This window comes from Xanthomonas sp. NCPPB 1325, from assembly GCF_041477645.2.
Lineage (GTDB): Bacteria > Pseudomonadota > Gammaproteobacteria > Xanthomonadales > Xanthomonadaceae > Xanthomonas > Xanthomonas cannabis.
Window position 1 is genome coordinate 2,472,005 of record NZ_CM192985.1, and the last position, 12,798, is coordinate 2,484,802.

The window sequence follows — 12,798 nt, forward strand, 5'->3', positions numbered from 1 at the left end:
GGACCTTGCGATGCTGCCCCTGGTCGCCCTGGTTGGACGGCCCAATGTCGGCAAGTCCACCATCTTCAATGCGCTGACGCGCACCCGCGACGCGCTGGTCCATGACCAGCCCGGCGTCACCCGCGACCGTAACTACGGCGTCTGCCGGCTGGACGAGCAGCAACCCTTCATCGTTGTCGATACCGGCGGTATCGCCGGTGATGAGGAAGGCCTTGCCGGCGCCACGGCGCGTCAGGCGCGTGCCGCCGCCGGCGAAGCGGATCTGGTGCTGTTCGTGGTCGATGGCCGCGAAGGTGCGTCCTCGCTTGATGACGAGATCCTGGCCTGGCTGCGCAAGCTGGCGCGGCCGACCGTGCTGGTCATCAACAAGATCGACGGCACCGACGAAGAGACCGTGCGCTCGGAATTTGCGCGTTACGGCTTCTCCGACGTGGTGGCGTTGTCTGCGGCGCATCGTCAGGGTATCGACGAACTGCTGGAGGAAGTGGGCGCACGCCTGCCCGAGGAAGGGTCCGGCGAGTTGCTGGACAACGACCCGGCGCGCGTGCGGATCGCCTTCGTGGGCCGCCCGAATGTAGGCAAGTCGACGCTGGTCAATCGCCTGTTGGGCGAAGAGCGCATGATCGCTTCCGAAGTGCCCGGCACCACCCGCGATTCGATTGCGGTGGATCTGGAGCGCGACAATCGCCAGTACCGCCTGATCGATACCGCCGGCCTGCGCCGTCGCGGCAAGGTGGAAGAGGCGGTCGAGAAGTTCAGTGCGTTCAAGACGCTGCAGGCGATCGAGCAATGCCAGGTGGCGGTGTTGATGCTGGACGCCACCGAAGGTGTGACCGATCAGGACGCGACGATTCTCGGTGCGATCCTGGATGCCGGCCGTGCCCTGGTCGTTGCGATCAACAAGTGGGACGGGCAAAGCGATTACCAACGCGCGCAGGCCGAAGATCTGCTGTCGCGCAAGCTCGGCTTCGTCAGCTGGGCCGAGGCGGTGCGCATCTCCGCGCTGCATGGCTCGGGCATGCGCGAGCTGTTCCAGGCGATCCACCGCGCGCACGCGTCAGCGACGCACGAGTTCAGCACCAGCGAAGTGAATCAGGCGCTGGAAATCGCCTATGAGACCAATCCGCCGCCGAGCATTCGTGGCCACGTCTCCAAGCTGCGCTACGTGCATCCGGGCGGGGCGAACCCGCCGACCTTCATCGTGCATGGCACGCGCCTGAAGGTGCTGCCTGAGTCGTACAAGCGCTACCTGGAAAACTTCTTCCGCAAGCGCTTCAAGCTGGTCGGCACGCCGGTGCATTTTATCTTCCGCGAGGGTGCAAACCCCTACGAGGGTAAGAAGAACGTGCTGACCGAACGTCAGGTCGCACGCAAGCGGCGCCTGATCCGGCACGTCAAGGGTAAGTAAGTGCATCGAGGCTGCCTGACACGCAATGTTTCAGGCGGTGTTGGAAGCGCGCTGGTCTGTCGAACTGTGAGTTGCAGATCAGCTCTGTAGATCGGGGCCATGAAGCTCTGAACGATGTGCTTGAGCTTTCGACCAACGGCTAACGTAATCTCCACCACGTGGACGTACCTGTTTTCAGCATTTGGCGACCTCGAGATCGGCCGAAATCTTGAGTTCACGCGCAATGGCGTGCGTTGTTCGAAGGCACATGCTGCTTCAATAGCCGAGTGACGCGGCCGTCATACGCGGTAGCGGGGCGCTGGTATCCTGCGCGGCATGACCGACTATCCTTCCCGCATCCCCTATGCGCAGGCGCTGCAGATTCTGCGTGCTGTCGCGGCCAGCAACCGTTCGCCCGATGAAAACATCGCCACCTCGCGTGCCGATGGGCGGATCTCTGCCGGCGATCTGATTGCACCGCTGGCGCTGCCGCCATTCGCCAACAGCGCGATGGATGGCTTTGCGCTTCGGCATGCCGATGTCGCTGCGGGTGATACGACGTTGCAGTTGGTCGGCGAACAATTCGCTGGCGAGCATTGGACCGGCACGCTCGGCGCAGGCCAATGCCTGCGCATCACCACCGGCGCGCCGCTGCCCGATGGCGCCGACACCGTGATTCCCAAGGAAGAGGCCGACGAGCACGACGGCGCCGTGCGGTTTCGCACCACGCCCACACCGGGCACAGCTGTGCGGTTGGCCGGCAGCGACGTACGTGCAGGCGATCTGGTGATACAGACCGGGCAGGTGCTGACGCCGGCGCGGATTGGCCTGGCGGCGGCACTTGGCGTGTCGCGCCTTGCGGTGGCGCCGCGCCCGACCATCGCGGTGCTGGCCACCGGCGATGAGTTGGTCGAGCCGGGCATGCCGCTCGGGCCGGGCCAGATCTACAACAGCAACCGCGACATGCTGATGGCGCAGCTACGGGCGCTGGGCTACGCGCCAACTGCGTGGCCGACCTTGCCGGACGACCCGCAGCGCATCCGCACGGTGCTGGAAGATGCGGCGGCTGCGTTCGATGTGGTGATCACCTGCGGCGGTGTCTCCGCCGGCGAAAAGGATTATCTGCCGCGGCTGATCGGTGAGCTGGGCCGCATCCACTTCTGGCGCGTGCGCATGCGCCCGGGCATGCCGGCGGTGCTGGGGCAGATTGGCCGCTGCCTGGTGCTGGGCCTGCCGGGCAACCCGGTGTCGGTGCTGGCAACGCTGATCGCCTACGGGGTGCCGTTGCTGGATGGATTGCAGGGGCGCAGCGAGCCGCGCCCGGTCTGGCATGCGGCGTTGGCAGCCCCATGGGAAAAGCGCCACGAACGCCTGGAGTTCCTGCGCGGACGGCTGGAGTGCAGCGAAGACGGACGTCTGACCGCGCTGCCGCACCGCGGCGACGCTTCGCACTTATTGCGTGGCGCGGCCGACAGCAATGCATTGATCGTCTTGCCCGAGCAGGCGCGGCGTTTCGAGGCCGGCGAGATCGTGCGGGTGATTCCTTACGCGTTGTGAGCGCGCCATGGATCGACTGTGCTCGGCCATGTAGTGCGTTGTTGGAAGGATGATGGACGGCGCAAAGCATGCGACGCGCCTGGCGCCGAGCGTGAATACGGCACGGTGCGCATTCCTCAGGCGTGCGCACAGGTGGCGTGGCTTTGCAGCTGAAGCCTTGAACAGCCACAGCGAGTCGCTCTATAGCCCATCTCCCTGCGGGAGAGGGGTTGGGGTGAGGGTACGCCGGAAGACAGCCATCTGTGCTGCCCAAGCTGCCGTAATCCTCAAGCCAATAAACCCCGCATCGCACCCCAATCAGTCAGTCGGCCAACCGACATCACACGGTCAATTCACTACCCACTCTCAACCAACCGCACTACCGCAGAACACGGCGTAATCGGCATAACCGGCAAATACCGCGCCTGGCGCGCACACCGGACACTGCGGATCAGGTGGCAGGCGGATCTCGCGAAAGCGCATCGACAGTGCGTCGAAACTGAGCAGGCGGCCGGCCAGGCTGTCGCCGATGCCGAGCAGCAACTTGATTGCCTCGGTGGCCTGCAAGAGCCCGATGACGCCGGGCAGCACGCCGAGCACGCCGGCCTCGGCGCAGCTGGGTGCAAATTCCGGCGGTGGGGGTTCGGGAAACAGGCAGCGGTAACAGGGCGCATGTCCACGATGGCGCCCGGCATCGAAGACGCTCACCTGGCCTTCGAACTGCTGCACCGCGCCGTACACCAGGGGCTTGCCAAGTTTGACGCAGGCATCGTTGAGCAGATAACGCGCTGGAAAGTTGTCCGCGCCATCGATCACCACATCGACATCGTGCAGCAATGCTTCGACATTGCCCACGGTGACGCGTGTCTGCGCCGCATCGACCTGCACGCGCGGATTGAGCGCAGCGATGCGTTGCGCTGCGGAGTTCACCTTGGCGAGGCCGACGCTGTCTTCGGTGTGCAAAATCTGGCGCTGCAGATTGCTGCGGTCCACCACATCGTCATCGGCGATGCGCACGTGGCCGACACCGGCGGCGGCCAGATAGAACGCGGCTGGCGAGCCAAGCCCACCCGCGCCGATCAGCAGCGCGCGCGCGCGCGACAGCCGCCGCTGCCCTTCCACGCCCACCTGCGGCAGGCGCAGATGCCGCGAATACCGCTCGAGAAAATCCTGCTCGTCCGCTGGCAGCGTCGGGCGCACGACCGGCAGCCCGTCGCGTAGCCAGGCAGTGGTGCCGCCCAGCACGGAGGTGACGTTGCCGTACCCGTGCGCCCGCAGCACCTCGGCCGTGTGTGCGGAGCGTTTGCCGCTCTGGCAGATCAGCACGATCTCGCGCGAAAGCGTGGAGAGATGCTGGTCGGGTGCGGTTTCAAGATCGGTCTGCGCGATCGCCAGCGCACCTTCGGCCTGGCCGCCGGCACGTTCGTGCAGCTGCCGGATGTCGATCAGCAGGGCGCCGTGCAGGGCGCGCGCGCGCGCGTCGGCGGGAGAGATGTCGTGGCTGCTCATGGGGCCATTGTCGCGCAAACGCAGGCGCCGTAGCTGCAGTGTGGTGTCGCTTTGCTCGAAGCTGCCGCACGCCGATGAAGACCGCGTTACAGCGCAGGCATGCGTGTCCTCGGGATCACGCTGCATTGCCTGCGGCGCGGCTGTAATTCGCACCCGTCAGGGCAGTGCGGCTTGCCCGGCCCGGTTCGCCCCGTCTTGCGTAACGCGCTCCCTCGCGGGCCATCGCAACGACCGCCTCAGGAGAGACACATGTTCATCGCATCCCCGCGCAACGCTGTTGCGCGCCACCTCGTTGCCCGTCGTCCGCTGGCGCTCTGGATCGGGCTGGCGTTGAGCGGCAGCGCACAGGCGCAGCAGGCCATGCCAGACGCCGCCGATGCACCGGAGCCGGCCGCCGCGCAGCCCACCGCCACCCTGGACGCGGTACAGGTCAAGGGCGTGCGCAGCAGCGTGGAAAGTGCAATTGCGACCAAGCAGTCCAACGCGGAGATCAGCGATTCGATCGTGGCCGAAGACATCGGCAAGCTGCCCGACAACAGCGTGGCTGCAGCGCTGCAGCGTGTCACCGGCGTGCAGGTGGCGCGTGCCGGTGGCGAGGTGGGGCAGGTGCTGGTGCGCGGCTTGCCCAACGTGGTCACCACCCTGGACGGGCGTAACGCGTTCACCACGGTGGGGCGCGACATGGAGCTGGCCGATGTGCCGGCCGAGTTGCTGCGCAGCGTGGATGTGTACAAGACCACCGGCGCGCAGTTTCAGGAAGGCGGCATTGCCGGCGTGGTCGACGTGCACTTGCGACGGCCGTTCGATTTCGATCAGGACAGCACCATTGCCGGAAGCGTCAGCGCATTGCGCGGCGAACAGTCCGGCAAGACCGTTCCCAACGGCAGCCTCACCCTGAGCCAGCGCCGCGATACCGGGGTGGGGCGGATGGGCTGGATGGGCAGCGTGTCGTACCAGCGTCGGCCGTATCAGGAATCCAACACGCTTTACGGCACCTACGATCTCAAACCGGATCCGGCCGATCCCAGCCAGCAACTCTACGTGCCCTACAGCGCGGGCGGGCTGATGGCGCGTGGCGATCGCAAGCGCAAATCGGCCAATTTTTCCTTTCAGTGGGCGCCGAGCGACAACAGCGAGGTATATGTCGACACGCTGTACATCGGTTACGACAATCGGCCACAGGTGAACTACTGGCTGCCATTTCCCGGATTGGCCACGCCGGAAAACACCGCGTCGGTGAGCGTGCGGCCCGGCACCAACGTGCTGGATGGCCTGGTCGCGCGCGACATGCGTACCCTGTCGAGCACGCAGGCGCACAAGAACGCCTCCGATACCTATCAGGCCGCCCTGGGCGGGCGTTGGAGCGGCGAACGCATGCGCTTGAGCAGCGAGGTTGCCTATACCTACAGCACCGCCAAGAACCGCTCTTTCACGCTGGACATGACCACCCAGGCGCCGCTGTTGCACATGCGCTCCGGCGGCGGCGCAGCCGACACCTGGATCACCCAGGCCGACGGCAGCAGGTACGACATCGCCGCGCCGGGCAATTGGGAACTGACGCAGTACTACGACAGCTGGAACGCGCAGGAAGGCGAGGAGTGGGCGTGGCGCGGCGATGCCGACATCACACTCGAGCTTGGGCCGCTGCGGTCGCTGGAGGTCGGTGCGCGCGCCAGCAGGCGCACGGCGACCAACCATTCCGGCGACACCGGTGCGCGCAACAACATCAGCGGTGCGCCGCTGCTGTTGAGCGGTGTGCCTGGGCTGGCATCGGTGACGCCGGGCAACATGCTCGACGGTGCGCGTGCGTTTACCAGCGACCGCTGGGCCGCAGCCAATCAGGACGTGCTGCTGCAGCAGAGCGCACGTTTGCGCTCGGCGATGGGGCATGGCGCGGATGCGCCGGACGAGAATCCTGCGCTGTTCTTCGACGACCGCGAAGACAATTACGCGCTTTACGCGCAGGTGAATTACGGCTTTTCCATGGGCTCGATTCCGGTGGATGGACGTATCGGTGCGCGCGCGACGCGGCTGGATTCCGTGCTGCAGGGGAGCCAGTCGCTGGATGGTGTATTGAGCCCGGTCAGCATCGATCGGCGCATCGACAAGGTGTTGCCCAACTACAGCGCCAACCTGACCCTGCACGACAACCTGATGCTGCGCCTGGCCGGCAGCACCACCATCACGCGGCCGGAGTTTGCCGACCTCAACCCGCAGCTGGCCTTGTACCAGTCCACCGAATCGCTGCCGGCACGCGGCAACGGCGGCAATCCACAGCTGCGCCCGGTGGAATCACGCAATGCCGATGTGTCGCTGGAATGGTATTTCCGCCCGGGCTCGTTGCTGTCGGTGGCCGGCTTCCATCGCAGGATCGATGGCTATATCCAGAACTACGCGGCCGACGAGCCGATCGGCGGCGTCGTGTATTCGATCAGCCGGCCGCGCAATGCGGGCGAGGGCACGTTGAAGGGTGTGGAAGTAGGGTACACGCAGTTCTACGACTTCCTGCCGGGCTGGTGGTCCGGCTTTGGCAGCCAGCTCAATTACACCTATATTTCTGCAGAAGCCGACTCGCCAGAGGGCATTCGTCAGCCACTGACCAACGTGTCCAAGAATGCCTACAACGCGATCCTGATGTATGAGTACGCGCACTTTTCTGCGCGCGTGGCCTACAACTGGCGCGGCGATTACGCGGTGAGTTTCAACAGCTCCGGCGACCAGCCCGAGCAGATCAATCAGGGGCGGGAGAAGTGGCTGGACGTGGCATTCAACTACGAGCTCAATGAGCGCCTGACCCTGTTCGCCGAGGCGACCAATCTGTTGGGAACCACGACCACGAATTACTTTGGCCGTCGTGGCGGCGATTTTCCGCGCGAGATCGCATCGCCGGAGCGCACCTATACGCTGGGCTTTCGGCTCCGGCTATGACCGGCCTTGGCATCAGGCTCACCGCCACAGCGGTACCGTAAGCACACACGGACGGTGCGGCGCCAGCTTCGCGCTCGCGGCAGCGCGCAGGCGCTGGCATGCCCAGCGCAGCCGCATTCCGTCTGATGATCGCCAGGCCTTCCGTCTTCGGCTTTATGTACAAGGAATCCTTCATGACCCCCGACATCGATGCGCAACTGAAACAGCTGGAAGAGCAATTACCCGAGATGCGCAGCCAGCATCCGGACGATTTCTGGGATGTGTTCCATGCGCGTGCCGAAAAGATCACCGGCGCGGCCGAATCCCAGGAACAGGCCTCGCAGATCGTCAAGCGCATCGACGAGATTCTGGCAGCCAACCAGCTTGGGCCCGCCGATCCCGGTGCGTGACCGGCGGGACGTGTGCGCATCCAATGCGATCTGGCGAATGCTTCCGTTGGCGTGACTGCCTGGTAGAGGCCCCGATGCCGGCCGGTTCTCACCAGCGCGGCACCGGCTACTTCCGTCGCCGCATCAGCCGGCCGTGTGCTCGGGGTGCACGTGGTTACCTTTGCCCGGATGGGCCAATGTGCCCTGGGATTGCGAGCCAGTGAAGCCAACTGGCTGCCTGGCCAGCGACGCGATGCGCCGCTAACACGCTGCTTCGGCGAGACGTGAAGCCGGCGCATGCGCCGCGTTCCGCACGCTGCGCCGGGTTCACGCGCTGCTAGCCTGGCAAACCGCAGCGTGGCCAGGTCATGCACAAGGACTCACGATGCCGTCGCCGACCACGCCGCACCAGTGCCCACAGGCACCGGTGTCAGATGTCGCTCCACCCGATGCAGCCATCGCACAGGCACCCCACTGGGATGTATTGCCGCAGTTGCTACGCGATGGCTATCTGTTTGTCGGCAAACAATGCGACGCACTGGGCAGTGACGCGTTTGCCGCGCGGCTGGCATTGCGGCCGGTCGTGTTTGCACGCGGCCCGGATGCGGTTGCCACGTTCTATCATCCGGGGCGCTTCACGCGCGTTGCGGCGCTCCCACCTACGACCTTGCGCCTGCTGCAGGGCAAGGGCAGCGTGCAGCAGCTCGATGGCGATGCGCACCTGCACCGCAAGCAGTTGTTCATGGCCGTGCTATCGCCGGCGCAGACCTCGCGCCTGGTCGACTTCTTTATGGACGAGTGGCAGCAGCAGGCCGGCAATTGGGCACGCAGCGCCTACGTCGTACTGCAGCACGAAGCCGAGCATGTGCTGTATCGCGCAGCGTGTCGCTGGGCCGGGTTGGCGCTGCACGGGCAGGACAGCCGCACGATGGCACGCGATGTGGCGGCCATGATCGACGGCGCCGGTGCAGTCGGCCTGCGCTGGTTACGCGGCTGGCACGGTCGTCGGCGGGTCGAGCAGTGGCTAGGGCGTAGCGTACGTAATCTGTGCCGGGCAAAAACCCCTGCGCAGTCGAGCATTGCAGCGGCCGTGGTGACGCACCGCGAGCTCGATGGCCAGCCAGTGAGTGAGGCCGTCGCCACGACCGAGCTGATCAATCTGCTGCGGCCGATTGTGGCGATTGCACGCTGGATCAGCTTTGCCGCGCTCGCGCTGCATGAAGACCCGACGTTGCGCCCGCGGTTATGCGCCGGCGAGCCGGGATTGCTGCAGAACCTGGTGCAGGAAGTGCGTCGCCACTATCCGCTCTTTCCGATGGTGGCGGGGCGGGTGCGGGTACCCTTCGAATGGCGCGGCCGGCCGTTCCGGCAAGGCGACCGGATGATGCTGGACCTGTACGGAAGCAACCACCACCCGGGCGTGTGGCGACAGCCGCATGTGCTGGACCCCTCACGTTTTCGGCAGTGGCAGGGCAGCGCGTTTGATTTTGTCGCGCAGGGTGGTGGTGTATTCGACCGCGACCATCGGTGTCCCGGAGAGAACCCGACCATCTCGCTGCTGATGGCGGCGGTGGATGCATTGGCCGCCAGCGACTACGTGCTGCCGGTGCAGGACCTGCGTTATCCCCTGAACCGCTTCCCGAGCCAGCCGCGCAGCGGCATGGTGCTCAGCCATTTCCAGCCGGGCGCCAGACGCACACCGCGCGACCTTCATGCCGTGTGAGGACGCAGTGCGGCGCAGCAACATTCCTTCGCCACGTTGCGACGCGGGCGCGACGACCGAGTCACGTCATGCTGCCCAGCATGACAGGCACCTCATCCAGCTGGAGTTTTGCCATGAAGACACGTCGCCCGCTTTTCGCCCTGATGGCGCTGTGCGCCGGCATCAGTCTCTCTGCCCACGCGCAGGACACGGCGCCCGGCGCCAGGCCATCGGCTCAGCAGCCGACCGGCGCCGCCGCGCCGAGCGAGGACGAGCGCGAGGCGCTGGGCATGTTGAGCGCGATCAATCTGGGCGAAATCAATGCGTCCAACCTTGCGTTGCAGAAACAGGTACAGGGCGGCGTGCGCGATTATGCAACCCGTATGGTCAAGGAGCACACCGACAACAACCAGAAGATCGCCAAATGGCAGCCCGACACCTCGGCCATGGGCGCCAAGTTGCAGATGACCAAGTCCAAGGCCGAGCTAGGCAAGTTGCAGAAGCTCGAAGGCGATGCGTTTTCGACCGCTTATGTGACGGCCATGGTCAAGGACCACACCGATGCGCTGGCCGCGCTCGACAAGAAGCTGATCCCCGATGCCACCTCGCCGCAGGTGCGTCAGCACCTGCAGACCACCCGTCATCATGTGGCCGATCATCTGGCCGACGCCAAGGCCTTGCAGGCCGGCACCAAGGGCGGAGCCCGCTAAGTCATGTCTGTATCGACGCTCAACCCTGTCATCGTCGACGGCGACGGCACGCGGATCGTGCGCAGCATGACCATCCGTGCCGAGCCGCATCAGATCCTGGATGCCTGGTGCGACGCCAATGTGCAGCAAGCGCTGTTGCAGGGAGCTGCAGACCTGGTGTCCGGCGACGGCCATGCGTCGCGCTGGACACTGCAAGCACCCTTGCATCAGCAGTTGGCGGTGGCCCTGCGGCGCGGCGAAGCGCGCATGGGCGAATCGGTGCGCTACGAGGTTGAGGGCGAGCATGGGCTGCGGCTGGACATCTTGTTGCAGGTACAACCGGCGCGCGGACGCGAGGGCTGCGAGGCCATATTGACCCTGCAGTACGCCGTGGATGGGGTCATCGCGCAACTGCTGACCAAGCTGGTGAACCCGGCACCGTACGTCCTGGCTGGAAAGGGCCTACGCCGCCTGCGTGCATGGCTGGAAGCCGGCGAGATGCCCAGCTTGTTGCATACCCCGTCGGCGCGCGGCAGCGCGCACCCCACTTCCTGAGGAGGCTACTCCGTGCGAGCGCTTTGCTGGAACGGCGTCAACGATTTGCGCGTGGAAACCGTGCCCGATCCGGTGCTGGTCAACCCACGCGATGTCATTCTGAAAGTGGGGCTCAGCACCACGTGCGGATCGGATCTGCATTTCATCGATAGCTATCTGCCCACCATGCGCGAGGGCGATGTCATCGGCCACGAGTTCATGGGTACGGTGGTCGAGGTCGGGCGTGCGGTGAAGCATGTGCGCGTCGGGCAACGGGTGGTGGTGCCGTCGTTTATTTCCTGCGGCGGCTGCTGGCATTGCGAGCGCAAGGAATTCTCGTTGTGCGACAACACCAACCCCAACTGGGACCTGCAGGAGCCGCTGTTGGGCCATCCCACTGCCGGGATATACGGCTACACGCACGCATTCGGGGGATATGCCGGCTCGCATGCCACCTATATCCGCGTTCCGCATGCGGATGTGGGTTGTTTCGAGGTGCCTGACGGCATCTCCGATGAAGACGCCTTGTTTCTGTCCGATGCCGGTCCCACCGGTTTCATGGGCGCGGATTTCTGCGATATCCAGCCCGGCGATACGGTTGCGGTCTGGGGCTGCGGTGCGGTGGGGCTGATGGCGATGCAGAGCGCGCGCATCCTGGGTGCCGAGCGCGTGATCGGCATCGACCGGCTACCGGAGCGCCTGGCGATGGCGCGCGACGTGCTGGGCCTGGAAGTGATCGACTACACGGCGGTCGACAGCGTGGTGGACGTGCTACGCGAAATGACCGCTGGTCGCGGGCCGGATGCGTGCATCGATGCGGTCGGCATGGAAGCCCATGGCACCGGCATCGGCCATGCGTATGACCGCGTCAAGCAGGCCTTGCATCTGCATACCGACCGCGGGCAGGCGCTGCGCGAGGCGATCCTGGCCTGCCGCAAGGGCGGCATTCTCTCGGTATTGGGCGTGTACGGGGTCATGGACAAATTTCCGCTGGGCGCCGTGATGAACAAGGGGCTCACCGTGCGTACCGCGCAGCAGCACGGGCAGCGGTATGTGCCCAGGTTGCTGGAGCTGGCGCAGGCCGGGCGGCTGAAGTCCGGCTTCTTGCTGACCCACAAGATGCCGCTGGAAGATGCCGTGCGCGGCTATGACATGTTCAAGCACAAACACGACGGCTGCGTGCGTGCGGGATTTGTTCCCTAGCTCACGCGCACCGCGCGTGCAGCGATCAGTCGCCCTGCTGCAGATGCAGCAGGGTTCTTTTGCTGGCGTCAGTGGCCGGCTACGTGTGCATCTGCGTCGACAACGCCCGGGATGGCTGTTGCGTCGTTGAAGTGGCTGCGTAATGCGTCCACCCCGTGCTGCGGCTTTGCCAGCGGGGTAAGGTCCTGGCGATTGGCGCGACGCTCGGCGGTGGAGACCGACGTGGCCCGATCACGTTGATCCATCAACGGTTTCTGCAACTCGCCATCGCGGTTGAACGACCAGGCCAGCATCGGCTCGCCAAGCGGAAGCGTATCGCCAGGCCCGCCATCCTTGCGCGAATGCCAGGTGTGCCAGGTCTTGCCGTAGCTATTGATCTTGCTGCGCATCAGCTCCTTTTCCGCTACCAACGGCAGGTTGGGAGCGGACAGCTGGCCGGACAGGATTTCGCCATTGTGCGGATGCCAGAACGCCCGCTCCGGTTCGGGCAGCTGCGCAAACAGCGTTTCGGAGATGATGTACTCCACTCCGGTGAGATTGGCGCGGGCGGTGTTGCCGTCGTAGAGCGCACATTGCGCCAGGTCTTCGTTAACCTGCTGGCAGTAGTGATGCGCTTCCATCTGCTGGTCCGGCGCGTCCTTCATCGGATGGAAGCCCACCAGATAGATGTCGAGCTTGCCGACTGGTCCGTTGGGTTGCAGTACCTTGGCGCCGGCCTCCAGGACATTGGTCTTGGCGCTTTCCGGTGCGCCCGGCGGGGTGACCGATGGTGGACTGCGCGAACAGCTGGCGCACAGGGCAATACCGATCAACAAGGCTGACTGTCGCATGGCAATCCAATACAGGTGAGTGTGCCCAAGCTAAGAGCGCCGGCGGTGGGCACGACGTGAGCGCTGGCGGGCTGACGCGGCGCAGCTTCACCTCGCTTGAGCATCGGCTTCA

General features: G+C 65.2%; 10 protein-coding genes. 8 read left to right on the forward strand and 2 right to left on the reverse strand.

The features are described from left to right. The first annotated feature begins 10 nt into the window (after positions 1–10). The gene (der, locus tag ACCQ10_RS10525; RefSeq protein WP_372360588.1) at positions 11–1,408 is read left to right on the forward strand and encodes a ribosome biogenesis GTPase Der; all 1,398 of its coding nucleotides are present in this window, start codon (positions 11–13) and stop codon (positions 1,406–1,408) included. Between the two features lie 315 nt (positions 1,409–1,723). Next, on the forward strand, positions 1,724–2,944 hold the full coding sequence (locus tag ACCQ10_RS10530; protein WP_372360590.1) for a molybdopterin molybdotransferase MoeA: 1,221 nt from the start codon (positions 1,724–1,726) through the stop codon (positions 2,942–2,944). Positions 2,945–3,289: 345 nt separating this feature from the next. Here the strand turns inward: ACCQ10_RS10530 and moeB are convergent, their stop codons facing one another. Then, on the reverse strand, positions 3,290–4,432 hold the full coding sequence (gene moeB / locus ACCQ10_RS10535; protein ID WP_372360591.1) for a molybdopterin-synthase adenylyltransferase MoeB: 1,143 nt from the start codon (positions 4,430–4,432) through the stop codon (positions 3,290–3,292). Positions 4,433–4,681: 249 nt separating this feature from the next. Between moeB and ACCQ10_RS10540 the strand changes: the two genes are divergently transcribed. From ACCQ10_RS10540 to ACCQ10_RS10565, 6 genes are all read left to right on the forward strand, one after another. Further along, on the forward strand, positions 4,682–7,360 hold the full coding sequence (locus tag ACCQ10_RS10540; RefSeq protein ID WP_372360592.1) for a TonB-dependent receptor: 2,679 nt from the start codon (positions 4,682–4,684) through the stop codon (positions 7,358–7,360). A 173-nt stretch (positions 7,361–7,533) separates the two neighbouring features. Continuing rightward, on the forward strand, positions 7,534–7,749 hold the full coding sequence (locus tag ACCQ10_RS10545) for a hypothetical protein (protein WP_372363098.1): 216 nt from the start codon (positions 7,534–7,536) through the stop codon (positions 7,747–7,749). Positions 7,750–8,113: 364 nt separating this feature from the next. Continuing rightward, positions 8,114–9,451, forward strand: a complete 1,338-nt coding sequence (locus tag ACCQ10_RS10550; RefSeq protein WP_372360593.1) for a cytochrome P450 — start codon at positions 8,114–8,116, stop codon at positions 9,449–9,451. Positions 9,452–9,564: 113 nt separating this feature from the next. After that, positions 9,565–10,140: a DUF4142 domain-containing protein gene (locus ACCQ10_RS10555; RefSeq protein WP_372360594.1), complete on the forward strand. Its 576-nt coding sequence runs from the start codon at positions 9,565–9,567 to the stop codon at positions 10,138–10,140. 3 nt (positions 10,141–10,143) lie between these two features. Continuing rightward, positions 10,144–10,674 (forward strand): hypothetical protein, encoded by a 531-nt coding sequence (locus ACCQ10_RS10560; protein WP_372360595.1) that lies wholly within the window; start codon positions 10,144–10,146, stop codon positions 10,672–10,674. 12 nt (positions 10,675–10,686) lie between these two features. Beyond that, a complete protein-coding gene (locus ACCQ10_RS10565; RefSeq protein ID WP_372360596.1) occupies positions 10,687–11,856 on the forward strand; it encodes a zinc-dependent alcohol dehydrogenase in 1,170 nt (389 codons plus the stop codon). 68 nt (positions 11,857–11,924) lie between these two features. Here ACCQ10_RS10565 and ACCQ10_RS10570 read toward each other — a convergent pair whose 3' ends face one another. Further along, on the reverse strand, positions 11,925–12,701 hold the full coding sequence (locus ACCQ10_RS10570; RefSeq protein ID WP_372363099.1) for an OBAP family protein: 777 nt from the start codon (positions 12,699–12,701) through the stop codon (positions 11,925–11,927). Positions 12,702–12,798 lie beyond the last annotated feature (97 nt).

Excerpts from the sequence above, each read along its gene's own strand:
- ACCQ10_RS10545 (WP_372363098.1), top strand. The coding sequence starts at position 7,534 with ATGACCCCCGACATCGATGCGCAACTGAAACAGCTGGAAGAGCAATTA.
- ACCQ10_RS10540 (WP_372360592.1), top strand. The coding sequence starts at position 4,682 with ATGTTCATCGCATCCCCGCGCAACGCTGTTGCGCGCCACCTCGTTGCC.
- moeB (WP_372360591.1), bottom strand. The coding sequence starts at position 4,432 with ATGAGCAGCCACGACATCTCTCCCGCCGACGCGCGCGCGCGCGCCCTG.
- ACCQ10_RS10555 (WP_372360594.1), top strand. The coding sequence starts at position 9,565 with ATGAAGACACGTCGCCCGCTTTTCGCCCTGATGGCGCTGTGCGCCGGC.
- der (WP_372360588.1), top strand. The coding sequence starts at position 11 with ATGCTGCCCCTGGTCGCCCTGGTTGGACGGCCCAATGTCGGCAAGTCC.
- ACCQ10_RS10560 (WP_372360595.1), top strand. The coding sequence starts at position 10,144 with ATGTCTGTATCGACGCTCAACCCTGTCATCGTCGACGGCGACGGCACG.
- ACCQ10_RS10550 (WP_372360593.1), top strand. The coding sequence starts at position 8,114 with ATGCCGTCGCCGACCACGCCGCACCAGTGCCCACAGGCACCGGTGTCA.
- ACCQ10_RS10530 (WP_372360590.1), top strand. The coding sequence starts at position 1,724 with ATGACCGACTATCCTTCCCGCATCCCCTATGCGCAGGCGCTGCAGATT.